Annotated in this window: 24 protein-coding genes; 17 read left to right on the top strand and 7 right to left on the bottom strand. The window is 60.4% G+C overall.

Annotation, left to right across the window (positions count from 1 at the left end; translation table 11 throughout):
* Window positions 1–239: 239 nt before the first annotated feature.
* Window positions 240–1,190, bottom strand: coding sequence for a LysR family transcriptional regulator (locus tag ACYQ1A_RS16115; RefSeq protein WP_053937451.1), 951 nt, complete (start codon window positions 1,188–1,190; stop codon window positions 240–242).
* 187 nt (window positions 1,191–1,377) lie between these two features.
* Here ACYQ1A_RS16115 and ACYQ1A_RS16110 point away from each other — a divergent pair, with 187 nt between their 5' ends.
* The 13 genes from ACYQ1A_RS16110 to ACYQ1A_RS16050 all read left to right on the top strand — a co-directional run bounded on the left by ACYQ1A_RS16110 (window position 1,378) and on the right by ACYQ1A_RS16050 (window position 13,964).
* A complete protein-coding gene (locus tag ACYQ1A_RS16110; RefSeq protein ID WP_053937450.1) occupies window positions 1,378–2,232 on the top strand; it encodes a fumarylacetoacetate hydrolase family protein in 855 nt (284 codons plus the stop codon).
* Window positions 2,233–2,321: 89 nt separating this feature from the next.
* Window positions 2,322–3,074 carry an SDR family NAD(P)-dependent oxidoreductase gene (locus ACYQ1A_RS16105; protein WP_499363578.1) on the top strand — a complete coding sequence of 251 codons (753 nt, stop codon included), beginning with the start codon at window positions 2,322–2,324 and terminating at the stop codon, window positions 3,072–3,074.
* A 30-nt stretch (window positions 3,075–3,104) separates the two neighbouring features.
* Window positions 3,105–4,289 carry an L-rhamnonate dehydratase gene (rhmD, locus tag ACYQ1A_RS16100; protein WP_053937448.1) on the top strand — a complete coding sequence of 395 codons (1,185 nt, stop codon included), beginning with the start codon at window positions 3,105–3,107 and terminating at the stop codon, window positions 4,287–4,289.
* Between the two features lie 37 nt (window positions 4,290–4,326).
* Complete coding sequence (gene lra1 / locus ACYQ1A_RS16095) at window positions 4,327–5,079, top strand: L-rhamnose 1-dehydrogenase Lra1 (RefSeq protein WP_499363577.1); 753 nt, start codon at window positions 4,327–4,329, stop codon at window positions 5,077–5,079.
* A gap of 8 nt (window positions 5,080–5,087) precedes the next feature.
* Window positions 5,088–5,411 carry an L-rhamnose mutarotase gene (gene rhaM / locus ACYQ1A_RS16090; RefSeq protein ID WP_499363576.1) on the top strand — a complete coding sequence of 108 codons (324 nt, stop codon included), beginning with the start codon at window positions 5,088–5,090 and terminating at the stop codon, window positions 5,409–5,411.
* 13 nt (window positions 5,412–5,424) lie between these two features.
* Window positions 5,425–6,342: an amidohydrolase family protein gene (locus tag ACYQ1A_RS16085; RefSeq protein WP_499363575.1), complete on the top strand. Its 918-nt coding sequence runs from the start codon at window positions 5,425–5,427 to the stop codon at window positions 6,340–6,342.
* Between the two features lie 6 nt (window positions 6,343–6,348).
* Window positions 6,349–7,893 carry a sugar ABC transporter ATP-binding protein gene (locus tag ACYQ1A_RS16080; RefSeq protein ID WP_499363574.1) on the top strand — a complete coding sequence of 515 codons (1,545 nt, stop codon included), beginning with the start codon at window positions 6,349–6,351 and terminating at the stop codon, window positions 7,891–7,893.
* The gene (locus ACYQ1A_RS16075) at window positions 7,890–8,954 is read left to right on the top strand and encodes an ABC transporter permease (RefSeq protein ID WP_499363572.1); all 1,065 of its coding nucleotides are present in this window, start codon (window positions 7,890–7,892) and stop codon (window positions 8,952–8,954) included. Before ACYQ1A_RS16080 ends, ACYQ1A_RS16075 begins: the two co-directional genes overlap by 4 nt.
* A gap of 1 nt (window position 8,955) precedes the next feature.
* Window positions 8,956–9,942 carry an ABC transporter permease gene (locus tag ACYQ1A_RS16070; RefSeq protein ID WP_499363571.1) on the top strand — a complete coding sequence of 329 codons (987 nt, stop codon included), beginning with the start codon at window positions 8,956–8,958 and terminating at the stop codon, window positions 9,940–9,942.
* Between the two features lie 266 nt (window positions 9,943–10,208).
* A complete protein-coding gene (gene rhaS, locus ACYQ1A_RS16065) occupies window positions 10,209–11,210 on the top strand; it encodes a rhamnose ABC transporter substrate-binding protein (protein WP_499363570.1) in 1,002 nt (333 codons plus the stop codon).
* Window positions 11,211–11,258: 48 nt separating this feature from the next.
* Window positions 11,259–12,002: a (Fe-S)-binding protein gene (locus ACYQ1A_RS16060; protein WP_499363568.1), complete on the top strand. Its 744-nt coding sequence runs from the start codon at window positions 11,259–11,261 to the stop codon at window positions 12,000–12,002.
* Window positions 11,999–13,387: a lactate utilization protein B gene (locus ACYQ1A_RS16055; protein WP_499363567.1), complete on the top strand. Its 1,389-nt coding sequence runs from the start codon at window positions 11,999–12,001 to the stop codon at window positions 13,385–13,387. Before ACYQ1A_RS16060 ends, ACYQ1A_RS16055 begins: the two co-directional genes overlap by 4 nt.
* Window positions 13,380–13,964 carry a LutC/YkgG family protein gene (locus ACYQ1A_RS16050; RefSeq protein WP_499363565.1) on the top strand — a complete coding sequence of 195 codons (585 nt, stop codon included), beginning with the start codon at window positions 13,380–13,382 and terminating at the stop codon, window positions 13,962–13,964. Before ACYQ1A_RS16055 ends, ACYQ1A_RS16050 begins: the two co-directional genes overlap by 8 nt.
* A 180-nt stretch (window positions 13,965–14,144) precedes the next feature.
* On the opposite strand, the gene ACYQ1A_RS16045 is transcribed toward ACYQ1A_RS16050, so the two are convergent.
* Window positions 14,145–14,318 carry a hypothetical protein gene (locus ACYQ1A_RS16045; RefSeq protein ID WP_499363563.1) on the bottom strand — a complete coding sequence of 58 codons (174 nt, stop codon included), beginning with the start codon at window positions 14,316–14,318 and terminating at the stop codon, window positions 14,145–14,147.
* 148 nt (window positions 14,319–14,466) lie between these two features.
* Here ACYQ1A_RS16045 and ACYQ1A_RS16040 point away from each other — a divergent pair, with 148 nt between their 5' ends.
* A complete protein-coding gene (locus ACYQ1A_RS16040; protein ID WP_499363561.1) occupies window positions 14,467–14,715 on the top strand; it encodes a HigA family addiction module antitoxin in 249 nt (82 codons plus the stop codon).
* 62 nt (window positions 14,716–14,777) lie between these two features.
* Window positions 14,778–15,602: an aldo/keto reductase gene (locus ACYQ1A_RS16035; RefSeq protein WP_499363559.1), complete on the top strand. Its 825-nt coding sequence runs from the start codon at window positions 14,778–14,780 to the stop codon at window positions 15,600–15,602.
* Window positions 15,603–15,624: 22 nt separating this feature from the next.
* Here the strand turns inward: ACYQ1A_RS16035 and ACYQ1A_RS16030 are convergent, their stop codons facing one another.
* From ACYQ1A_RS16030 to ACYQ1A_RS16010, 5 genes are all read right to left on the bottom strand, one after another.
* Window positions 15,625–16,620, bottom strand: a complete 996-nt coding sequence (locus ACYQ1A_RS16030) for a fimbrial protein (protein WP_499363557.1) — start codon at window positions 16,618–16,620, stop codon at window positions 15,625–15,627.
* 77 nt (window positions 16,621–16,697) lie between these two features.
* On the bottom strand, window positions 16,698–17,423 hold the full coding sequence (locus ACYQ1A_RS16025; protein ID WP_499363555.1) for a fimbrial biogenesis chaperone: 726 nt from the start codon (window positions 17,421–17,423) through the stop codon (window positions 16,698–16,700).
* A 250-nt stretch (window positions 17,424–17,673) separates the two neighbouring features.
* Complete coding sequence (locus ACYQ1A_RS16020) at window positions 17,674–20,220, bottom strand: fimbria/pilus outer membrane usher protein (protein WP_499363553.1); 2,547 nt, start codon at window positions 20,218–20,220, stop codon at window positions 17,674–17,676.
* Between the two features lie 124 nt (window positions 20,221–20,344).
* Window positions 20,345–20,872, bottom strand: a complete 528-nt coding sequence (locus ACYQ1A_RS16015; protein WP_499363552.1) for a fimbrial protein — start codon at window positions 20,870–20,872, stop codon at window positions 20,345–20,347.
* Between the two features lie 85 nt (window positions 20,873–20,957).
* Window positions 20,958–21,473 carry a fimbrial protein gene (locus ACYQ1A_RS16010; protein ID WP_499363550.1) on the bottom strand — a complete coding sequence of 172 codons (516 nt, stop codon included), beginning with the start codon at window positions 21,471–21,473 and terminating at the stop codon, window positions 20,958–20,960.
* Between the two features lie 499 nt (window positions 21,474–21,972).
* Here ACYQ1A_RS16010 and ACYQ1A_RS16005 point away from each other — a divergent pair, with 499 nt between their 5' ends.
* A complete protein-coding gene (locus ACYQ1A_RS16005; RefSeq protein WP_499363548.1) occupies window positions 21,973–22,560 on the top strand; it encodes a gamma carbonic anhydrase family protein in 588 nt (195 codons plus the stop codon).
* Window positions 22,561–22,593: 33 nt separating this feature from the next.
* Window positions 22,594–23,853 carry a cation:proton antiporter gene (locus tag ACYQ1A_RS16000; RefSeq protein ID WP_499363546.1) on the top strand — a complete coding sequence of 420 codons (1,260 nt, stop codon included), beginning with the start codon at window positions 22,594–22,596 and terminating at the stop codon, window positions 23,851–23,853.
* Window positions 23,854–23,857: the final 4 nt, after the last annotated feature.

Below are 23,857 nucleotides of genomic sequence, written 5' to 3'. Positions count from 1 at the left end.
GGCGCTGGGGGCGGCCATGCGCAAGCTGGTGCATCAGTGCTTCGGCGTGGTGAAGAACCAGCGGCCGTTTGACGCGGAGTTTGTACTGGCGGGCTGAACCCGGCAGCGAAGAGCGCAGAAAAACCACGGCGGGAAAACCCCCGCCGCGTATGCGCCTGCGCATAAAAATCAGCCCTGCTTCTGGATACCCGGCGAGAGATTCATCGGCGAGGGTTGATCTTCAAGACGGTATCTATGCATCACGCGGCGACGCGGGCGACGCGCGACATGCGGCGCAAGATGTCGAGAAATTCCACGCCGCTGTGGCTTACTTCCTCGCCCTTGCGCGTCAGCACGCCAAACGGTGCAAGGCTGCGGCCCACGGCCAGCGGCAGCGTCACCAGCAAGCCGGCTTGCAAGTGGTCGCGCAGCACCGGCTCTGACAGGATCGTCACCGCATCACTGCGCTGCGCCAGCTGCAGTGTGGCAAAAATCGAATCGCATTCCACCGTGTTTTGCGGCGCGCTGACCTGGGCCGCTTCAAACTCATGCTCCAGCAATTGCCGCGCCGGGCTGGTCATCGGCTGCAGCACCCATGGCCACGTCGCCAGCTGCGCCAGCGTCACGCTTTCCTCGCGCGCCAGCGCATGCCCGCTGCGCACCACCAGCAACAGCTTCTCGTTGCCCAGCGCCTCAAAATCCAGCCAGTTATGTTGTTCCAGATCGCTAAAACGGCCGATGGCAAAGTCGATGCGGCCTTGCTCCAGTAGCTCGATCAGTTGATCGCTGGTTTCACCTTTGATGCGGATTTTCAGCAGCGGCTTGCGTACTTTCAAATCCGACACCGCCTGCGCTATCCAGTCCGGCGCCGCGCCCATAATCGTGCCCACAATCAGCTGGCCAAAGCCGCCGCGTTGCCATTGCGTCAGATTGTCGGCGCAGCGTTCCAGCCCGCCCAGCGTGGCGCGGGCAAAGCGGATTACTTCGATGCCCACTTCGGTTGGCTTCATGCCGCGCGCCAGCCGTTCAAACAGCGGACAATCCAGATATTGTTCCACCTCACGCAGCATGCGGCTGGCGGCCGGTTGCGACATCGCCAGCGTTTCCGCGGCCTGATGCAGATTGCCGTGCTCATCCAGCGCCACCAGCAGGTACAAATGTTTGTAACGTAAACGATGTAGTAACGACTGATACAAATACGGCTTGAGCATGACGTTTCCGGTAAGTGATGCGGCTGGATGTGATTGTTGCCGCAAATATCGCAGCGCCGCACTCTGCAAATACCCTTACCGATACCTTCTGGTTATCGCATGCGTCAGATTTGTGATTGGAACGGCAAGGCAAAGCCCGTTAAAAATGTAGCCACTAAACCGACACTACGTCGCGGAGACCCAGAATATGAAGTTGTTGCGCTTCGGCCCGGCGGGCCACGAAAAACCGGGCGTGCTCGATGCCAATGGCGTCATCCGCGATCTGTCGGGCGTGATCGACGATATCTCCGGTGAAGTGCTGCACCCCGGTTCGCTGGCCCGTCTGCGCGACGTACGCCCCGAAACGCTGCCGACTGCGCCCGCTGGCGCCCGCATTGGCCCGTGCGTGGGGCGCATCGGCAAGATCATCTGCATCGGCCTTAACTACAGCGACCACGCCAAAGAATCGAATATGGCGATCCCGGAAGAGCCGATCATCTTTATGAAGCCGACCAGCTCGCTGTGCGGCCCGTTTGATCAGGTGGAAATCCCGCGCAATTCGCAAAAAACCGATTGGGAAGTCGAACTGGGCGTGGTCATCGGCAAGACCGCCAAATACGTCGATGAAGCGCAAGCGATGAACCACGTGGCTGGCTATTGCGTGGTGAACGATGTGTCCGAGCGCGCGTTTCAGCTGGAGCGCGGCGGCCAGTGGGACAAAGGCAAGGGCCACGATACCTTTGCGCCGATCGGTCCATGGCTGGTAACCGCCGATGAGATCAAGGATCCGCAAGACCTCGATATGTGGCTGGAAGTGGATGGCCACCGTTATCAAAACGGCAATACCCGCACCATGATTTTTGGCGTGGCCACGCTGGTGGCGTATCTCAGCCAGTTTATGACGCTGCAGCCGGGCGACGTGATCTGCACCGGCACGCCGCCGGGCGTGGGCCTGGGGCAGAAGCCGCCCAAATACCTGGTGGCGGGCCAGACCATGAAGCTCGGCATTGCCGGCCTCGGTGAGCAACAACAAATCACCGTCGACGCCGTGGTACCGCGCTAAGCCCGCAGCCACAACAACAAACAACCCGTCCCGAATTTTTTCGCCGCAACCTGCGCGGTGCGGCCTGTTGCAACCTGGAGATACGCAACATGAACCAGCTCGACCTCAACAACCATGTCGCCATCATCACCGGCGGGGCGCGCGGCATTGGTTATGCCGTGGCCAAACGCATGCTGCAATCGGGCGCCAGCGTGGCGTTATGGGATGTGGATGCGGCGCGGCTGGACACCGCCGCGTCCGAACTGGCCGCGCTGGGCAAAGTCAGCGCCCACGCGCTGGACCTGACCGACCGCGCCGCCGTCGGCGCAGCCACTCAGGCCACGGAAGCGGCGCACGGCAAGATCGACATCCTGGTCAATAACGCGGGCATTACCGGCGGCAACGCGCCGACGTGGGAACTGGACCCCACCGTGTGGGCCAAGGTAATCGAAGTCAATCTGATTGCGCCGTTCCTCGTCTGCCACGCCGTGGTGCCGCGCATGCTGGCCAATGGCTACGGGCGCATCATCAACGTGGCCTCGGTGGCGGGCAAAGAGGGCAACCCCAATGCCTCGCACTACAGCGCGTCCAAGGCCGGTTTGATCGGGCTAACCAAATCGCTGGGCAAAGAACTGGCCAGCAAAAACGTAGTGGTCAACTGCATTACCCCCGCCGCGGCCAAAACTGAGATCTTTGATCAGATGGCGCAAGAGCACATCGATTACATGCTCAGCAAAATCCCGATGGCGCGTTTTCTGCAAGTGGACGAAGTGGCTGCGCTGGTGGGCTGGCTGGCCTCGGAAGACTGCTCGTTCAGCACCGGCGCCACCTTCGACATCTCTGGCGGCCGCGCCACTTATTGATCCGACCCAGCCTTGCAGGAGCGACGCATTATGGCCATGCCAACCATCAAACATATCCGCGCCTTTACCGTGAGGGGCGGCGGCGCTGATTACCACGACCAGGGCGGTGGCCACTGGATAGACGACCATATCGCCACGCCGATGAGCCGTTATCCGGAATACCGCCAAAGCCGGCAAAGCTTTGGCATCAACGTCCTGGGCACGCTGGTGGTGGAAGTGGAAGCCAGCGATGGCACGGTGGGTTTTGCCGTCACCACCGGCGGTGAAATCGGGGCTTATATCGTCGAAAAACATCTGGCGCGCTTTGTGGAAGGCCAGTTGGTCACCGATATCGAAAAAATCTGGGACCAGATGTATTTCTCCACGCTGTATTACGGCCGCAAAGGCGTGGTGATCAACACGATTTCGGGCGTCGATCTGGCGCTGTGGGATTTGCTGGCCAAGGTGCGCGGCGAGCCGGTGCATCAATTGCTGGGCGGGGCAGTGCGTGAAGAACTGCAATTTTACGCCACCGGCGCCCGGCCCGATCTGGCCAAAGAAATGGGCTTTATCGGCGGCAAGATGCCCTTGCATCACGGCCCGGCCGAAGGCGAAGCCGGCTTGCGCAAAAACCTGGAAATGATTGCCGATATGCGCAACCGCGTCGGCGACGATTTCTGGTTGATGCTGGATTGCTGGATGAGCCTGGACGTCAATTACGCCACCCGGCTTGCCACCGCCGCCCACGCCTACGGCTTGAAGTGGATTGAAGAAGCTTTGCCGCCCGACGACTACTGGGGCTACGCCGAACTCAAGCGCAATGTGCCGCGCGGCATGTTGGTGACCACCGGCGAACACGAAGCCACGCGCTGGGGTTTCCGCCTGCTGCTGGAACAACAATGCGCCGACATCATCCAGCCCGACGTCGGCTGGTGCGGCGGCATGACCGAACTGATCAAGATTTCCGCGCTGGCCGATGCCCACAACGTGATGGTGGTGCCGCATGGTTCGTCGGTTTACAGCTATCACTTTGTGATTACGCGCCACAACAGCCCGTTTGCGGAGTTCCTGATGATGGCGCCCAAGGCCGACAAGGTGGTGCCGATGTTCAACCCCTTGCTGCTGGATGAGCCGGTGCCCGTCAACGGCCGCATCAAGGTATCCGAGTTGCAGGCGCCCGGTTTTGGCGTGCGGCTTAACCCCGAATGCAAGCTCAATCGCCCGTACGAGCGCTGATTGCCGCCGGCACTGAACCCAATACGGAGAACGCTGCATGTTGCTCAAAGATAAAACAGTGATCGTCACCGGTGGCTCGCGCGGTATTGGCGCGGCGGTGGCCATCGGATGTGCGCAGCACGGCGCGAATGTGGTGGTGAGCCATCACAGCAATGCCGATGAGGTGGTGGCGGCAATCCAGGCGCTGGGCCGTGGCGTGGTGGCGGTAAAAGGCGATGTGGCCGACCCTGCCACCGGCAGCCTGCTGGTGCAAGCCGCGGTGGAGAATTTTGGTGGCGTGGATGTGCTGGTCAGCAATGCGGGCATCTGTCCGTTTCACGCCTTCCTCGATATGCCGCCCGAAACGCTAAAGCGCACGATGGAAGTGAATCTGCACGGCGCGTATTTCGTCACCCAGGCCGTGGCCAATCGTATGAAAGAGCAAGGCCGGGGCGGCTCGATTATCGCGATGAGTTCGATCTCGGCCTTGGTGGGCGGCGAGTTCCAGACGCACTACACGCCCACCAAAGCCGGCGTGCATTCGCTGATGCAATCGTGTGCGATTGCGCTGGGCAAATACGGCATCCGCTGCAATTCATTACTGCCCGGCACCATCCTTACCGACATCAATAAAGACGACCTGGCCGATCTGGACAAGAAAGCGTATTTCGAAAAACGCATCCCCTTGGGCCGTCTCGGCCAGCCCGAAGATCTGGTCGGCCCGGCCGTATTTCTGGCCTCCGATATGGCGCAATACGTGACCGGCGCGGCCTTGCTGGTGGACGGCGGCATGTTCGTCAATCTGCAGTGAGACCCGCCATGGCCGAATTGCATACCCACGCGTTTCGCATGCAGTTAAACCACGGTGCGGCGGCGGAATACAAACGCCGCCACGACAACCTCTGGCCCGAGCTGGCGCATGCGCTGAAGGCGGCGGGCATCGTCGATTACTGGATTTTTCTGGATGAGCCCACGCACATCCTGTTTGCCGTGTTGAAAGCCCCAGCCGACCACGACATGGACGCCTTGCCCACGCAGGCCATCGTGCGCCAGTGGTGGGATTACATGGCCGACCTGATGGCCACCGAGCCCGACCACGCGCCGGTGCAAATTGCGCTGCAACCGATGTTCCACCTGGCCTGAGCGGAGACCGCGTATGTCTGAACTCCAAGTCGTCGATCCGCATATACATCTCTGGGAAATCAGCACGCATCGCTACCCGTGGATGGAAGCCGAAGGCGAAGGGTATACCGGCGATATCAGCCCGATCCGCCGTGATTATGTCGTCACCGATCTGCTGGCCGATGCGGCTGCGGCGGGCGTGGTCATTCTGGATGCCGTGCATATCGACGCTAACCACGACCCGGCCGATCCGGTGGAAGAAACCCGCTGGCTGCAAAGTCTGGCCGATGCGCCCGGCAACCACGGTTTGCCCGGCGCGATTGTCGCCGCCGCCGACTTTAGCCAACCCAGCGCCGACGTAGAAAAACTGCTGGCCGCGCACTGCCAATATCGCAATGTGCGCGGCATTCGCCAGATTCTGAATGTGCATCGCAACCCGCGCTTTGATTACGTGGGCCGCCACTTTATGCGCGAGCCGCTGTGGCGCAGCAACTTCGGGCTGCTGAGCAAATATCGCCTGAGCTTTGACTTGCAGCTCTACCCCGACCAGATGCCCGAAGCGGTGGAACTGGCACGCCAGTATCCGGACATCAGTTTCATCATCAACCACGCTGGCATGTTGGTGGATCGCGGCAGCGTGGCCGGCTGGCGCGCGTGGCGCGACGGGCTGGCGCAGCTGGCGACCTGCGCCAATGTGCAGATCAAGCTGAGCGGCTTTGGCATGATCGACCACGGCTGGACCACCGAGAGCATCCGCCCCTACATCCTGCAAGCCATCGATAGTTTTGGCGCAGAGCGCGCGATGTTTGCCTCCAATTTTCCGGTCGACCGCTTGTATAGCGATTACGGCACCGTCTGGCGCGCCTACGCCGACTGTGTGGCCGATGCCAGCGCGGCCGAGCATGCCGCGCTGTTCCGCGATAACGCGCGCCGCATTTACCGGCTGGAGTAAATACCCATGTCCCCGTCCCCCCTCAATCTAACGCCCGGCACAACGCCGCGGCTGGAACTGCGCAATGCCCGCAAGAACTTTGGCGCGGTGCGTGCGCTGGAAAACGGCACGCTGACGCTGTGGCCCGGCGAAGTGCATGCGCTGCTTGGTGAAAACGGCGCAGGCAAATCCACGCTGGTTAAAATCCTGGCCGGCGTGCATCAACCCGATGGCGGCGAGCTGCGGGTGGATGGCCAGCCGCGCCAGTTTGCGCGGCCTTCCGACGCCATCGACGCGGGCATCGCGGTCATCTATCAAGAGCCGACGCTGTTCCCCGAGTTATCGATTGCCGAAAACATCTACATGGGCCGCCAGCCGCTCGATCGCTTCGGTCGCATCCGCGCCGAAACGATGCAACACGCGGTGCAGGAAATGCTGGCGTCGCTAGGCGTTAATCTGCAGGCCACGCAAAGCGTGCGCGGCTTGTCGATTGCCGATCAGCAAGTGGTGGAGATTGCCAAGGCGCTGTCGCTGAACGCCAATGTGCTGATCATGGACGAGCCCACCGCCGCCTTGTCGCGGCCCGAAGTGGAACGCCTGTTTGCCATTGCCGAACGCCTGCGCGCCGCCAACGTCGCCATCCTGTTTATTACGCATCGGCTGGAAGAAGTGTTCCGCCTGGCGCAACGCATCACCATCATGCGCGACGGCGCGGCGGTGCATTTCGCCGAAACGCACGAGATGACGCACGACAGCATTGTGTCGCGCATGGTGGGGCGTGATCTGGCCAGCTATTACCCCAAGGCCGAGGTCGAGCCGGGCGAAATTGCGCTGGCGGTGCGGCGGCTAACCCGGCGCGGCGTGTTCAAGGACATCTCGTTTACCGTGCGCCGTGGCGAAATCGTGGCGCTGGCCGGGCTGGTGGGAGCAGGGCGCAGCGAAGTGGCGCGGGCGATCTTCGGCGTCGATCCGGTCGATAGCGGCGACGTGCAGATCAAAGGCAAATCGTTGCTGCTGGGCGATCCCGCCGCCGCCGTGCGCGCGGGCCTGGCGCTGGTGCCGGAAGATCGCCGCCAGCAAGGCCTGGCGCTGGACATGAGCATCGCCCACAACGCCGCGCTCACCGTGTTAAAGCGGCTGGTGCACTGGGGCCTGATCTCGAACCAGTCCGAGCGCAATCTGGCGCAGGACTGGGGCCGCAAGCTCAAGCTGAAAGCGCATTCGATGGATGTGCCGGCCAGCACCTTGTCGGGCGGCAATCAGCAGAAAGTGGTGCTGGGCAAATGGCTGGCCACGCATCCCGATGTGCTGATCATCGACGAGCCCACGCGCGGCATCGATGTTGGCGCCAAAGCCGAGGTGTATCAGACCCTGACCGAGCTGGTTAAAAACGGCATGGCGGTGTTGATGATCTCGTCCGAGCTGCCCGAAGTGCTGGGCATGGCCGACCGCATTCTGGTGATGAACGAAGGCCGCCTGACCGCCGATATCCCGCGCGCGCAGGCCGACGAAGCCCGCATCATGGCCGCCGCGCTGGGCCAGCCCGATCCACACAGCCGGAGCGCCGCATGAAAGCCACTCACGCTTTGCCGCTTGCACGGTCCGCTCAACGCAAAACCTCTGCCGGGGATGCCTCCGCCATGCGCTGGTTTATTTTTCTGGGCCGCCACCGCGAAACCACTTTGGTAGCTGTGCTGCTGGCGCTGATCGTCGCCACTAGCCTGGCGAGCCCGCATTTTTTAAATATCCAGAACGCCCGCGACGTGCTGCTGAACGTCGCCATCATCGCCATGCTGACCGCCGGTATGACCGTGGTGATGCTGATGCGGCATATCGATTTGTCGATCAGCTCCACCGTGGGTTTGACGGCGTATTCGATCGGCGCGCTGTTTGTGGCGCATCCGAACATGCCGATTGCCGTGGCCGTATTGGCGGGCGTGGCGATGGGGGCGGTGGCGGGTTCCATCAACGGTGCGCTGGTCACGTTTGGGCGCGTGCCGTCGCTGGTGGCCACCTTGTCCACGCTGTATATCTTTCGCGGCATCGATTACGCCTGGGTGCATGGCGGCCAGATCAACGCCACCAGTTTGCCGGCGGCATTCCAGATGATCGCCAGTGGCAGCGTGCTGGGCGTGCCGTATCTGGTGGTGCTGGCGTTGGTGGTGTTGGCGGTGACCGGTTACTACCTCAAACACTTTCGCGGTGGGCGCGAGTTTTACGCCATCGGCTCCAACCCCGAAGCCGCCAACCTGGCCGGCATCCGGGTGGATCGGCGCGTGTTTAAAGGCTTTGTGATTTCCGGCGCCTTGGCCGGTCTGGCCGGCGTGTTGTGGCTGGCGCGCTTTGGCACGGTGGATGCCAGCACTGCCAAAGGCATCGAGCTGCAAGTGGTGGCCGCCGCCGTGGTCGGCAGCGTGGCCATTACTGGCGGCATCGGCAATGTCTGGGGCGCCACGCTGGGCGCGCTGTTGCTGGGGGTGATCAACCTGTCGCTGGTGGTACTGAAAGTGTCGCCCTTCTGGCAACTGGCCATCCAGGGCGCGCTGATTGTGCTGGCCATTGCCACCGACACCTTGCTGGCCCGCGCCATTGCGCGCTGGACCATGAAAAAACGCGATCACGGAGACGACTGACATGAGCACTGCGACACATAAGCCGCATCTGAGCTGGGAAGTGATGCTGGTGGCCGTGCTGGCCGCAGCGCTGATACTGGGCCGCAGCTTGTCAGCGGACTTTTTGACCACGTCCAATATCGCCAACTTGCTGGCCGACTTTACCGAGATCGCGCTGATGGCCTTGCCGATGACGCTGATCATTATCGCGGCGGATATCGATTTGTCGGTGGCGTCGATCATGGGCATGTCGAGCAGCCTGATGGGCGTGCTGTGGCATATGGGCTTGCCGATGCCGGCAGTGATTGTGCTGTGTCTGGTGGCGGGCACGCTGGCGGGGGTGTTTAACGGCGTGGTCATCGTGACGTTTGCGCTGCCCTCGCTGGCCGTCACCATCGGCACCCTGGCGCTGTTTCGCGGCGTGTCTTATCTGCTGCTGGGCGACCAGGCCATCGCCGATTTTCCGGCCGCGTTGACCACCTTTGGCATCAGCAATGTGGGCGACACGTTTATCCCGCAGCCGTTTGTGATTGTGATTGTGGCGGCGATCGGGTTTACCGTTTTGCTGCAAGCCACCGCCTTTGGCCGCAGCTTGTACGCCATCGGTAGCAATCAGACCGCGGCGCGGTTTTCCGGCATCAACGTCAGCCGCGCACGCTTGATTCTGTATGTGGTGAGCGGGCTGATGAGCGCGCTGGCGGGGATTATCTACACGCTGCGTTTTTCCAGCGCGCGTGGCGACAACGGCGAAGGCTTTGAGCTATCGGTGGTGGCGGCCGTGCTGTTTGGCGGCGTGTCGATCTTTGGCGGCAAAGGCAGTCTGCCGGGCGTGTTGTTGTCGCTGGTGATTATCGCGGTGCTGAAAAACGCGCTGACGCTGTCGGATGTATCGAGCGAAGTGCTGACCATCGTGACTGGCGTGCTGCTGCTGAGCTCGGTGCTGGTGCCCAACCTGGTGAACCGCTGGCGCGACGCGCGCCAGCAAAAAGCACTGGCCGCCCACGCGTAACCCCCAGCTCATAGGGTGGGTCTGGACCCACCACCCAAAGCGGTGGACTAGCTGGCCGCCGCGCTTGGGTTAGCCACATTGGTTCGCCGTTTTAGCCGTGGCGAGAAGTGCGCCACCCAAGCGTAACGGCCAGCTAGCCAGCCACTTTGATGGGTGGGTCATGACCCACCCTATGGGCGTGGCACCCCAGTTTTTGTATTCGTATTCAAGAGAACCGGTTCGCCGGGGCAGTCCCACTACAACAGAAGTTCTCGAGGAGTCGACTCATGCGCCACTTGCAATCCATCCTGCTGACCGCTATCGCAGCCACCATGCTGCCGCTGGCGGTCCACGCGGCTGATCTGAAGAAAGACCTCAAGATCGCCTTCCTGCCCAAGCAGATCAACAACCCCTACGAAGTGATCGCCGATGAAGGCGGTCTGGCCGCGATCAAGGAAATGGGCGCGGTCGGCAAAGTGGTCGGCCCATCCGACGCCGGCGCTTCGTCGCAAGTGCAATACATCAACACGCTGATCACGCAGCGCCAGTCCGCCATCGTCATCGCCGCCAACGACGCCAACGCCGTGGTGCCTTACCTCAAAAAGGCCCAGGCCGCCGGCATCAAGGTGGTGACTTTTGATAGCGACACCGCGCCCGAAGGCCGCCAGATCTTTGTAAACCAGGCCAATAGCGAAGGCATCGGCCGCGCGCAGGTGCAATTGCTCAGCAAGTTGATCGGCCCGGAAGGCGGCGAAATTGCCGTGCTGTCGGCCACGCCCAACGCCACCAACCAGAACACCTGGATCAAGTGGATGCAGGAAGAACTGAAGAAGCCGGAATACGCCAAGCTGAAGCTGGTAAAGATCGCCTACGGTAACGATGACGACCAGAAATCGTTTGTGGAAACCCAAGGCCTGCTGCAGGCGTATCCCAATCTGAAGGGCATTATTTCGCCGACCACGGTGGGGATCTCGGCCGCCGCACGCTATCTGTCGACTTCGCCCAAGAAAGGCCAGGTGGTTATCACCGGCCTGGGCACGCCCAACCAGATGCGCGAATTTGTGAAGAACGGCACGGTGAAAGCGTTCCAGCTGTGGGACCCGGGCCAACTGGGTTACCTGGCGGCGTATGCGGCGGCCAACCTGGCGTCGGGCACCATTACCGGCAAGGAAGGCGATACCTTTGAAGCGGGCAAGCTGGGCAAACGTACGGTGGGCAAATCGGGCGAGGTGATTCTTGGACCGCCGACCACGTTTGATGCCTCCAACATCGACGACTTCAACTTCTAAGCGCTTGGCGACGGGATGGGCTATTCCCATCCCGTCCCTGGATACCCCATGAAAGTCGCCTTGTTTGTGCCCTGTTTTATCGACACGTTTTTCCCCGAAGTGGCCATCGCCACGCTGGAATTGCTGGAGCGGGTCGGTTGCGAGGTGGTCTATCCGCCGGACCAGACCTGTTGCGGCCAGCCCTTGGGCAATAGCGGTTGCCAGCAAGACGCCACCGGGGCCGAGGCCTTGTTTGTGCGCAATTTTGCCGCTTATGACTACATCGTCGCGCCGTCGGGCAGCTGCGTGCATCACGTGCGCGACCACCTGACCGCCATCCCGCAAGACGCCGCCGTCCAACACGTGCGTGCGCAGACCTTTGAGCTGGTTGAATTTCTACATGACGTGCTGCAGATCCGCGATTTTCCGTGGGCGCGCTTTGAGCACAAAGTGGGTTGGCACAATAGCTGCGGCACGCTGCGCCAACTGCACCATGCGCAACCGAGCGAGATCAATGCGCCGTTTTTTTCCAAGCCCTTAACCTTGCTGGCCGGTGTGCCCGGCATCGAGCTGGTCAGCCCCAAACGGCCCGATGAATGCTGTGGCTTTGGCGGCACCTTTTGCGTGACCGAAGAACCCGTGTCCGCGCGCATGGGCTACGACAAAGTGCGCGATCACCAGCAGGCAGGCGCGGACTTTATCGCGTCGGCCGATATGTCCTGTTTGATGCATCAAAAAGGCTGTGCCGAGCGGCTGGGTCTGCCGCTGCGCTTTGTGCATATCGCGCAAATCCTGAACGGGAGCGTGCGATGAGCCGCCGCGTTGATCACGTCAAAGCCGCGCGCACGTTTATCCAGGACGAGCCGCATATCAAGTTTCATGACCAGCGCCTGTGGGGCTTGCGCCAGTTGCGCGATGGCCAGGCGCATGGCATCGCCGAATGGGAACAACTGCGCGAACTGGCGTCGCAGATCAAGGAACACACGCTGTCGCATCTGGCCGATTACCTGGAGCAATTTGAACGCAACGCCACCGCCAATGGCGTGATCGTGCATTGGGCCGCCGACGCCGCTGAACACAACCGCATCGTGCATGAAATCCTCAGCGCGCAAGCGGTGACCCTGCTGGTGAAAAGCAAATCGATGCTGACCGAAGAATGCGAGATGCGGCCGTACCTGGAAGCACGCGGCATTAAGGTGGTCGAGACCGATCTGGGCGAGCGCATCCAGCAACTGGACCACGAAATGCCCAGCCATATCGTGGTGCCGGCCGTGCATAAATTGCGCGGCGATGTGGCGCAGGTATTTGCCGAAAACATCGGCACCGACCCGACCAATGATGACCCGGCTTATCTGACTGAGGGCATGCGCCAGGATACCCGTCCGTACTTTTTAAAAGCCGGCGCGGGCATGACCGGCTGCAACTTTGCCGTGGCCGAAACCGGCAGCGTGGTGGTCTGCACCAACGAGGGCAACGCCGACCTGAGCGCCAATGTGCCGCCGCTGCATATCGCCAGCATCGGCATCGAGAAACTGATCCCGCGCCAGAGCGATCTGGGCGTGTTTATCCGCATGCTGTCGCGCAGCGCGCTGGGCTCGCCGATTACGCAATACACCTCGCATTTCCGCGCGCCCAAAGCCGGTGGCGCGCTGCATTTTATTCTGGTGGATAACGGCCGCAGCGCACGGCTGGCGATGGATGATTTCTGGTATTCGCTGAAGTGCATCCGCTGTGGCGCTTGCATGAACACCTGCCCGGTGTATCGGCGCAGCGGCGGGCTGAGTTATGGCGGCGTGTACGCCGGGCCGATCGGCGCCATCATCAATCCGACTTTTGATTTAAAAAAATACAGCGCGCTGCCGTTTGCCAGCACGTTGAATGGCAGTTGCAGCAATGTGTGCCCGGTCAAGATCAACATCCACGAGCAGATCTACAAATGGCGGCAGATTGTGGCGGAGCAGGGCGAGCTGGGCTTTATCAAAAAGGAATCGATGAAGCTGGCGGGCAAAGTGCTGGCCGACCCCAAACGCTACCGTGCGTTTAGCGAGGGCAGCAACCGCGCCATCGACAAACTGCCGCGCGCGCTGCTGTACAACCCGTTTAACGCCTGGGGCAAACAGCGCGAACTGCCCACCCCGGCCAAGCAGACCTTCCACCAATGGTATGCGGCGCAACGCAAGGAGCAGGCCGATGAGTAGCCGTGACGCGATCTTGGCGGCGGTCCGGGCCAGACAACCCGCCGCCCGAGTATTGCCCGAAGTGCCGCTGCTTGATGCGGCGTATGCGGGCGATCTGGTGCCGCGCTTTGCCATGGCGCTGGAGAAGATGGGCGGACGCTGGCTGGAAGCGGATGCGAGCGTGCCGCTGGCGACGCAGATCCGCTTGCTGTATCCGTCGGCGCAACGTTTTTGCAGCGCGGTGGCTGGAATGGATGGGTTTGCCTGGCCCGGCGCGGATGCCGCTGCGCTGGCCAATGTGGATGTCGGCATCGTACAGGCCGCGTTTGGCGTGGCGGAAACCGGGTCGCTGTTCTTGTCGGAACACGAATATGGCAACAATGCGCTGGGCTATCTGGCGCAACACCTGCTGGTGCTGCTGCACCCGACGCAGCTGGTGGGCAATCTGCACCAGGCCTATCAACGCCCGGAATGGCGCAGCGCACGCTACGCCGCGCTGGTGACCGGCCCCTCGGCTACCGCCGACATCGAAGGCGTGCTGATCCGCGGCGCCCAAGGCGTACGCAGCCTGACCGTATTAGCCCTCGCAAACGAATAGGGTGGGTCTAGACCCACCATTCAAAGCCGCAAGAGCAGAACCGCAACAGTCGCAGGTTTCAGCTTCGGGGTTTTGGCGTTGCGGGTTCAAAAGCCTGTCACCAAGCGACTGATGAGCCCCGCGCTCTTTGCGTTCTTCTTGGATGGCTTGGACAGGTGGGTCATGACCCACCCTATACGTTTACTTCTTGAACAGCGGTTGCGTCTGCGTATCAGGCATCGGCACGGGCTCGGGCCGCTGCAAAATCGTTGGATCGGCATTATCGAGCGCGCGATGCTGCTGCAACATGTGCCACATCCGCACCTGGCTGGCGCGCTGCCGCGCCACGTGGTTGATGATCTGACGGTTAAGCATGCTTCCCCTGCAACAAGACGGCCGGATTGGTGGGCGGATATTACTCCAGAAACGTAATTGCAGAATTGTGGATGTTGCGCGGGGTCAAGGCGAAGCTGGCAAGGCGGGCCAATGCTGATGGCCCTCCAGGTGATGATCAAGGACTACCATGCCCGAGCTATCCAACATCCATCCCGGCGAAATCTTGCTGGAAGAGTTTATGAAACCCAAGGCGTTGAGTGCCGAACATCTCGCCTCATTTATGGCCATGCCGCGCTGCTCGATTGAACAATTGCTGGAGGGACGTCGAGATATCGATCTGGAGTGGGCTGTGGGGCTGGCCCTGATGTTCGGGACGAGCGCCCAGTTCTGGCTATCGCTCCAGTTTGAGTACGACAGCGAACGCGCCACCCACTAGCCGAGCTTGCAATCCGCTAACACGGCCGTATCTGTGTTTGACAGATTAACCGGAGAATTCTGATGTCTGAGCAAGCGCTGATCCAACTGAATGACGGTCGCCAGATTCCGCAATTGGGCCTGGGCGTGTGGCAAGCCAGTGACGACGAAGCGCGCGCGGCGGTGGCGGAGGCTTTGCGCGTGGGCTATCGCTCGATTGATACCGCGGCCATCTACAAAAACGAAGTCGGCGTGGGGCAGGGCATTGCCGATGCCGGTTTGCCGCGCGCAGACGTGTTTGTCACCACCAAGGTGTGGAATAGCGACCAGGGCCTGGACAGCGCACGCCGGGCGCTGGAAGACAGCTTGCGCAAGCTGAAGCTGGATTATGTCGATCTGCTGCTGATCCACTGGCCCGCCCCCAGCCAGGACAAATATGTCGACACCTGGCGCGCGCTGATCAAGGCGCAGCAGGATGGCCTGGTTAAATCCATCGGCGTATCCAATTTCAAGGCCGAGCATCTGCAGCGTTTGATCGATGAAACCGGCGTCAAGCCGGTGCTGGACCAGATCGAACTGCATCCGTATATGCAGCAAGACGCGCTACGCCAGGCGCTGGCCGGACTGGATATCCGCGCCGAGGCATGGAGCCCGTTGGCGCAGAACAAGGCGCTGGCTGATCCGGTCATCAAAGACATCGCGCAGCGCCTGGGCAAGACGCCGGCGCAAGTGGTCATCCGCTGGCATGTGCAGAACGGTGTGATCGTCATCCCGAAATCGATCAATCCCGAGCGCATACGCAGCAATTTTGCCGTGTTTGATTTCGAACTGGATACGGCCGCCATGCAAGCCATTGCCGCTTTGAACCAGGATCAACGCATCGGGCCTGATCCGGCGGTGTTCGCTTGATGATGCGCCGTGGCGCAGACGTTTATTCATAAGTAAATGTCAGCGTTGCGGTGGCGCTGTAGCTACCCACATTGATCGGCACCGGCGGCGACATATTGCTGCCGGTTTCGATCACCGTAGCGTTGAGCGGAATCGACGTATTGCCGTTCTGCAATTGCGCCACGGCGTAGGCCGTGCCCATGGCCAACACCTGGCCGCCGTCGCGGGTGCTCACTTCAATGCCGATGCCCGCGTTGTGCCCGTCGCTGCTCCATGCCGTGATATAGGGCGCGGTGGCGGGGACGGAGGGCGCGGTTTTGGTGTCGTCCAGCCGCAGGCTGGTCTGGTTGGCCACGCCGCTGCCACCGCGTGAACAAATCATGTCGATATTGAAGGCAAAGGTCGCCCCCCGGCTGCTGCTGCCGAGCAAATGCACATCCGGCAAGGGCACCACCACGGGGTTGGTTTTGAGTACGCAGGTGGGATAAGTCTCTACTACCGTCGACAGGTAGGGCGTATCCAGCGTGAAGATCATCGTGCAGCTGTCGTCCGGTACCGGCGTGCTGCACGCGGCGAACTCACCGAGTCGCAGGCGGCTGAGATCGACTACGGTGGGGAGCGATGCATCGACCTTGGTGAACTCTGCATACATAAAGTCCGGCGCGGTGCTGTCGAAACGTAAGGAGTTCGCGTATTGGTTGTTATGCGGGTCGCCAGTACTTGATTGCCCGACAAGGCCCGGAAAATATACCCGATTGCCAGCGCTATCCCGGCCCGCATACAAGGTGTAGCTCAAACCCGGCACGCCGCTCAAAGTGTGCGTTGTTGATGCGTTCTGGCCGCGCACGATGCCTGCCAGATAGAACGGTTGGTTGCATTCGATGCGCCACTGTTTGCCAGCCGAAGGATTGCCGGGGACGGTAGGCAAATGCCCGCCGACCGGGAAGTCGGGTGCGAGCCGCATGATGTTGGGCATCGGATAACGGAAAATGTAGCCGCCGAAGGAAGTTGTGTCGCCAAAGTACGATGTACAAGACATGCCCCAGCCCGGACTGCTGGCGCAGGTGCCAAGCAACGCCCACAGCGCAAGCGGCGCCGCCGTGCCCAGCCGCTCCTTCATTTGCCGGTGGCCGCCAACGTCGCCTTATGCTCCGCCGGACCGCCATAATCGTTTACCGTGGTGTACTGAAACGCGGTACCACTCGCCACACCGCCCCCTTTGAGCACGATCTGATGCGTCTCGCCCGGCCCCAGCATATCGTCCTGATCGGTGCTGGTTTTGCCGTCCGGGCCGGCTTCCACCCGCACCACCGTGATGTAATAAGGGCTGGGATTATGCGCCGACAGGATGGTCTGGCCGCCGCTGCTGGAGACCAGATGCCAGACCAGTTGCTGCGCCGCCACTTCAGGCGTGGGCTTGAGATGGGCGGGTCGGTAAAAGAATTTGATCCGGGTACGAAACGCCATGCGCAACTGATTGGTCGTTGCTTCAGAGGCAGTGGCTTTGGGCGGCACTTCTAATGAATTAAGCCAGAACAAAGACTCTTTATCTTTGGGTAATGCTTCACCGGTATAAGCAATACGCAATGTTTGCGATTTATCCGGATCAATTCGCATAACCGGTGGCGTAATGGTAAACGGCAAATCGATGGTATCGGGCTCGGCTTTACTGTCGCCATTATCCAGCCAGACCTGGATCAAGGCAGGAGAAACACCGGCATTGGATAATTTGACGGTAATTTCTTTTTGCGGCGCGTCATAAATAACCCGGGTACTGGCGATAATCACCGAAGCGAGCGCTGGCGCGGCGGCAACGCTCAGTACACTGAGTGCAATACCCAAGGGTAAAGCCGTTTTAATTTTGATTGCGCCCACAATAATCCCTCCATACATTGATGAACGCGCAATCAAATATTGCTATGCGCGGTTGAACAACGTTTGCTGGTGTGGATTAAGCTTTAATAAAAAATAATCAGAGCGGATATCCGGATGGCGTATTCGGCAAGACGAATGGCACATGAATATTGACCAATATAATTGCTGATCCAATCAAGCCAGGGCGAAATTCGTCGCTGAGTCCATCTCTTTTCCATTACAAACACACCCCAGTCGCTGCCGCATAGCCGGAGCTCGACGCCGTACTGGCCGCAGGCAAGACATAACTTAACTGGCAAGTATGGGTTTCAGCTTCGCCCCAGCGCACGGTCAGGTCGCCCTGATCGCTACTCAGGCCGGTGAGCAAGATGCGCCCACCCTGGCCGACCACGCCGAGCACTTCGCCGGCGGCGTTGACCACTTCCGCCCCGAACGGCAGCGGCGTGCCGTCCGCTTGCGTAGTCTTGAGCGAGGCATTGCGGCCTTGGGTGCGGCTGGTCTCAAACTGCGCCACGGTCACCGCGCCCAAGGTGGGGATTACCGTTTGCTGGGTGCTTTTCAGCTCGGTGCCCATATCGATGCCCTTGGGGTCGATCTCGATGGTGTTGCGGCTATAGGGCTGCAGATTGGCGGCCAGCGCATGGCCCCAGCGGTCCACCTTTAACCCGCTGGCGCTGGTGACTCGTGCACCTGCCGCATCCTTGGCTTCTACGATAGCCACGGTCTCGCCCATGCTGGGTGTCAACAACACGCCGCCCGCATAGCCAACCACACCACCGGCCATGCCAAAGCCCAACTGACTATTGCCACCGCTATGGCTGGCGCTGGCATTGAGCGCGCTGAAGCGCGTGTTGTAGGCCGCGCTGGCACTTACGTCATTGCTATTGCCTTGTTGCATCCGGTTGGCGGCCAGGCCCACGTTGTAGCTGAGCGGATTGTCTTCTGCGCCCACATAGCCCCCCAGGTTTTGCTGCAACTGGGTGCCGGCGGCATCGCGCTGCACCGACGTGGTCACGCTGGTGTACTTGCCGGCAAAATCGAGCGGCACATTCAGACTGAGCATGGCGCGGGTATTCCAGCGCTCGGCGCTGTAATCAAAATCGCGATTCAGCGACGCACCCAAGCCCACGCCGTGCCACGTGGCGTTATAACCGGCGGCGTATTGGGTGTTGCGGCCGGGCTGATCCCAGTAATTCTGCACTGAGCCATTCAGATAAAACGCGCCATAACCGTGGGGCAGGTTCTGGTTAATGGTGGCTTCCAGCCGTCCGCGTTGCGTGCCGCCCATGGCATTGCTGCGTTGCTGCTGATCCAGGTCACGCAGCAGCATGGCATCCCGCACATTCAAAAAGCCTTGGGTCGAATAACGATAAGCCGCCAGCACCACATTGGTATCGGTTGCCGCTACTGCGTGCGAATAGCTCAGCCGCATGCTGGCGCCAGTACGGTCATCGATGTTCTGCAGCGCAGTGCGGGCACCGGTCAGATCCAGGCCGAACGCGCCATAGCTGGTGTTGAGCGCCACGCCGCCGGTGGCCGATTGATAACCCTGGCCCGCCAGGGCGCCCGCATAAACGGACAACTGGTTGCTCACCCCATGCTTGACCGTACCCTGCGCCAGCCATGGCAGATTGTTGAGCGTCAGGTCGTGATATTGCCCGGCCGACACGGCATATTGCGTCACGCCCTGACGTACCGCGTTGACGCTGGCGGAGTAGGGCAGGCTTTGCGTGTGTTCGCTGCCGTCGGCTTCTGTCACCACCACTTGCAGATCACCGCCATAGCCGGTCGGGTACAGATCGCTGATGGTGAAGGGGCCGGGCGCGACTGTTGTCTCATAAATAACGTTGCCGTTCTGCAGCACCCGCACGCGGGCGTTGCTACTGGCGATACCGTGCACCGTCGGCGCAAAGCCGCGCCGCGATTCCGGTTGCATGCGTTCATCGCTGGCCAACAGGGCTCCGCGCAGGGCGTAACTGTCAAAAATCTGGCCGTCGGTAAAGGCATCGCCCACGGTTAACTGGCTTTCAAGCCTGGGAATCGCGCGTTGCAGATTGGTTTGTATGGGTTGGTATTGCAGCGGCCCATTGTCATTGCTGGATATATTGCCCTGATGCCGAAATCGCCACGGGCCCATATTGATGCCTGCGGTCAAACCGACATAGGCGTCGTTTTGCTGACCACCTTGATTGCGGCTGCGATAAAAATTGCTGGTGTATTGCAGCGTTGCCGCATTAACGCCGTTATCCCAATAGCGCGGATCAACATAACCGCGTGCATTTGAAATCAACATGGCTTGCGGAATACTGATATCCAGCAGCTGTTCGCTGTTGTCGAATTCCACTTTGGCGTGCGGAACCAGCTCGGGCAATTTCAGGCAGGTGTCCGGCTGGCTTGCGGCCAGCAATGCTGTGCTTTCCGGCAGCAAGGCTACGCGGTTAACACCGGCTCGATCCAGCATTTCGGGGGTAAAACAAACCTGCGTATCGCCGGATTCGTTACCCCGCAATTCAAAGCCTATTTTTCCGATCGAAACTGAATTCACTTTGCCATCTACATTGTATTTGCCGGGCAGGGCCGCATTACCTTTGCGAAAGCGCGCCAGATTGATATTGCGCTTTCCTAAAAAGTCACCATCAAATTCCACTTCGGCCGGCGGATTGCTGACTGTGGCGCGTACCACGCCGGGCGCACATGCAAACACAATGGCTGCACATAAAGCCCAGGTATGGAGAGATCGATTTGATCGATTACGCTTGACCATGATGGATAACCTTCAGAGTAATGCTGTGATAAGAAAATCCGGCAAAGAGGGTGGATAAATCAGGCGTGGGCGGCGTTTTACAGACCGCCGCCTGGCCTGCTGCGGGCACTCATACGCTGCGCTATTACGGATAAATAATCGTGTAATTGGCGGCCACCGAAACCGAACCGGTGCCTAGCGTGCTGACTTTGGGCGTGATGTATTGGGCGTAATAATCCAGCGTGGCGTTACCGCCCGAAATAGCAACCGCCTTGGACTTCTGCGCCGCATCCAGCACCCCGAAAACCACGGGTGTGGTGGCGTCGGATTCCAGTACCTGCACTTGTAGCGATGTCACGGCAGTCTTCAGGTTGGCGTCTTCTACCACTACGCCGGAACCCGGTTCAAAGTAGGTATGCACATTGCCGGTGAGCGAGCCGCAGCCGGTCAACGCGATGGTGAATTTGGTGCGTCCGGCGGTGGCTTTGTCGGTGAGCATTGAGGTCTTGCTCACCGTGGGCAACGGCACGGCAATGGCCGGCGTACCGCCGTTGATCTTGCAGGTGGTGGCGAGGATTTTGCCGTTAATGCTAATTACACCATCCGAAGCCTGCGCACCCGCAGCCAGGCCTAATGCCATCAAACCTGCGACAAGAAGGGTTTTGGATTTCATTTGAGTAACCTTTAAATTAATGCGAAGAGATATTAAATTTCGCCTATGCGATCGCGTTTAACATTGCCGCAATCGACCCGGTGAATTACGGATAGCGAATGCTATAAGTGACACTGGTCTTGACATCACCACCACCCACCGCCGCGGCAGTGGCGGCGTATTGCGCTTCATAGGTCATTGTGGCTTTGCCGTTGGCATCGATGGTCACGCTTTTAACGTTTTGCGAGCCATCACTTTTACCCAGCGTGATTTTGGATTTATCCGCATTCAACAAACCGACCTGGATATTGGTGGCAGTGCCGCTATTGATCAGACGGCCCGAAGCGGTATCCACCTGCGGGCCCGCTTCAAAATAGGTATATACATTGCCCGATTTGGGATTACATGCGCTCAGCAATAAATCGAAATTCTTGTCGCCGCTGGTATCGCCCGCTGCTTTGAATGCGGTATTGGCAACGTTGGGCAAAGTTACAGTAAACGTTGAACCACCTTCGCTACTGGCAATAGTGCAGGTGGATGCAGTGACCTTGCCGGTAAAAGTAATGGTGCCATCTGCGGCAAATGCGCTGGCGCTTATGCCCAGGCCCACGCTGATTGCCATAAGCGCGACTGCTTTTTTCATAAACATGGTGTTACCTTTTTTCAGAAGTTTATTGGCTCCGCCCAATGCGGAGGTCTGCGCAGAAGTGGAATAGCCGTGCTGCGAACATTGCATGCAGCGCAATGGTGGGATATCCACATGGGCGCTTTGCCTGGATGCCGAATGCCAATGCCGGATTAATTGAATGACACTACGCAGCTCAACCCGCTGCAGCAGTCGCATTAATTACGGTATTAACTTTCGGGGGCAGACAGTGCAGGACGAACTTTAGTCATCGACCCGAAATGACCACATGGGACGGCTCTTAATAAAATGTTTCTGCGAATTTGTTACATCCGGGCGTATCCGCGCTGCAACCCAGCAACGGTGCGGTTGTTGCGGCCAGAGCGGCGCGTTGAGGGCGACTTTTAACCGCTTGTGACGTAATCGCTTAAGATAAATCCTGCTGCACGTGGCCCCGGCCGTGCCGCCCCATTTTTTATTCCACCGGACACCGCTTATGACCCAGCCCGCTCGCCCGCAACCCCTTATTGACCCCAGCGCGCACATCGCAGCCAGCGCCATCATCGAAGGGGCCGTCGAAATCGGCGCGCACAGTGTCATCGGCCATGGCGCCGTGCTGGTGGCCGAAGGCGGCACCGTGCGCATCGGCGCGCATTGCGTGGTGATGGAGAACAGCGTCATCCGCAGCACCAGCCACAACAACTGCACGTTGGGCAACCATGTGATGGTGGGGCCGCATTGCCACCTCAGCGGCTGTGTTATCGGCGACGAAGTCTTTGTCGCCACCGGCGTTTGCGTGTTCAATGGCGCGCAGATTGGCGCGGGCGCGGAATTGCGCATCAACGCCGTTGTGCATATCAAAACGCATGTGGCCGCGGGCACCACGGTGCCGATAGGCTGGGTGGCGGTGGGCAACCCGGCGCAACTGTTCTCCGCCGACCAGCACGACGCCATCTGGGCGGTGCAGCAGCCGCTGGATTTTCCCGGCTATGTGTTTGGCGTTGATCGCAACAGCGACGGCGTAATGCGGCAGATTACTGAGCGCTACGCTGCGTTTCTGGCGCGCCAGCGCAGCGCCGACTGACCCTGAAACTGAGCTCTTGATGGATAACCGCACATGAACTTCCTGAACCAGGCCTTGTTGATCCTGGCATTGCCGCTGGTGGTGTGGTGGCCGCTGCGCCGCGTGATGCCGCTGGTGCTGTCGCAGATTTTATGCGGCATCGCCATCGGCCCCAGCGTGCTGGGCCACCTGGCGCCTGCGGCGTTTGCGCAGATTTTTCCCAGCGGCACTTTGGGCGCCTTGGGCGGGATTTCGAGCCTTGCCGTGGTCTGCGTCGGCTTTATCGCCGGCATGGAACTGGATATCGACGAACTGCGCCACCAGGCGCGCCACGTGGTGCGCACGGGCCTGGCCAGCTTTGCCATTCCGGCGCTGGGCGGCGCGGCCTTTGCAGGCTGGGCGTTAACCCAATGGCCGGCGTTGGCCGGCGCGCACGCCACGCAAGGCGCATTTGTCGCGGCTGGCGCCATCTGCTTTGGCGTGACCGCATTGCCGGTGCTGGTGGCCATCCTGCGCGAACTGGATTTGCTGGGCACCGCCATGGGCCGCGTGGCGCTGTCACTGGCTGCCATCAACGATATGTTGCTGTGGGTAGGCCTGGCCGGGCTGATGCTGGTGATTTCGCATAAAACGCAGACGCTGGGCAACTGGTGGTGGGTACTGGTGTTGCTGCTGCTGGCATTGGTGGCCACGCTGTTTGCCATCCGCCCCAAGGTCAGCGCCTGGCTGGCCGACCTGGACGCGGGCAAAGAACTCAGCACCGCGCGCTTTACCCTGGTGCTGATTGGCCTGCTGGCCTGCGCCATCATCACCGATACGCTGGGCCTGCATGCCGTAATCGGCGCCTTTGTGGCGGGGGTGCTAATGCCCAAACCGCTGCGCCCGCGCATTACGCAACTGGCCGGGCCGTTTAGCAACGCGCTGCTGCTGCCGTTTTTCTTTGTCTCGGCCGGGCTCAGCCTGGATATCACCGCCGGACCGGTGTGGCCGTTCTTTATCGCCAGCGTGCTGATCGGCAGCGCACTCAAGATCATCAGCGCCGCCGTGCCCGCCCGCGCCTGGGGCTGGCAATGGCCACAAGCGTTGCAACTGGGCGCACTGATGCAAAGCCGGGGCCTGATGGAAATCATCGTGCTACGCGTGCTGTACGACGCGGGCGTGATCTCGCAATCGTGCCTGTCCGCGCTGATGCTGATGGCGCTGGTGTGCACCGGGCTGGCGATGCCGCTGGCGCGCTGGCTGGACGGCCTGTCGGCGGCATCTGCCACGACCGCGACCGTGACGCCGCTGAAGAACATGTCTGCGTCGCGCTAGATTG

This window comes from Silvimonas sp. JCM 19000 (genome assembly GCF_054652575.1).
This window is presented reverse-complemented; position numbering and strand designations above follow the sequence as displayed.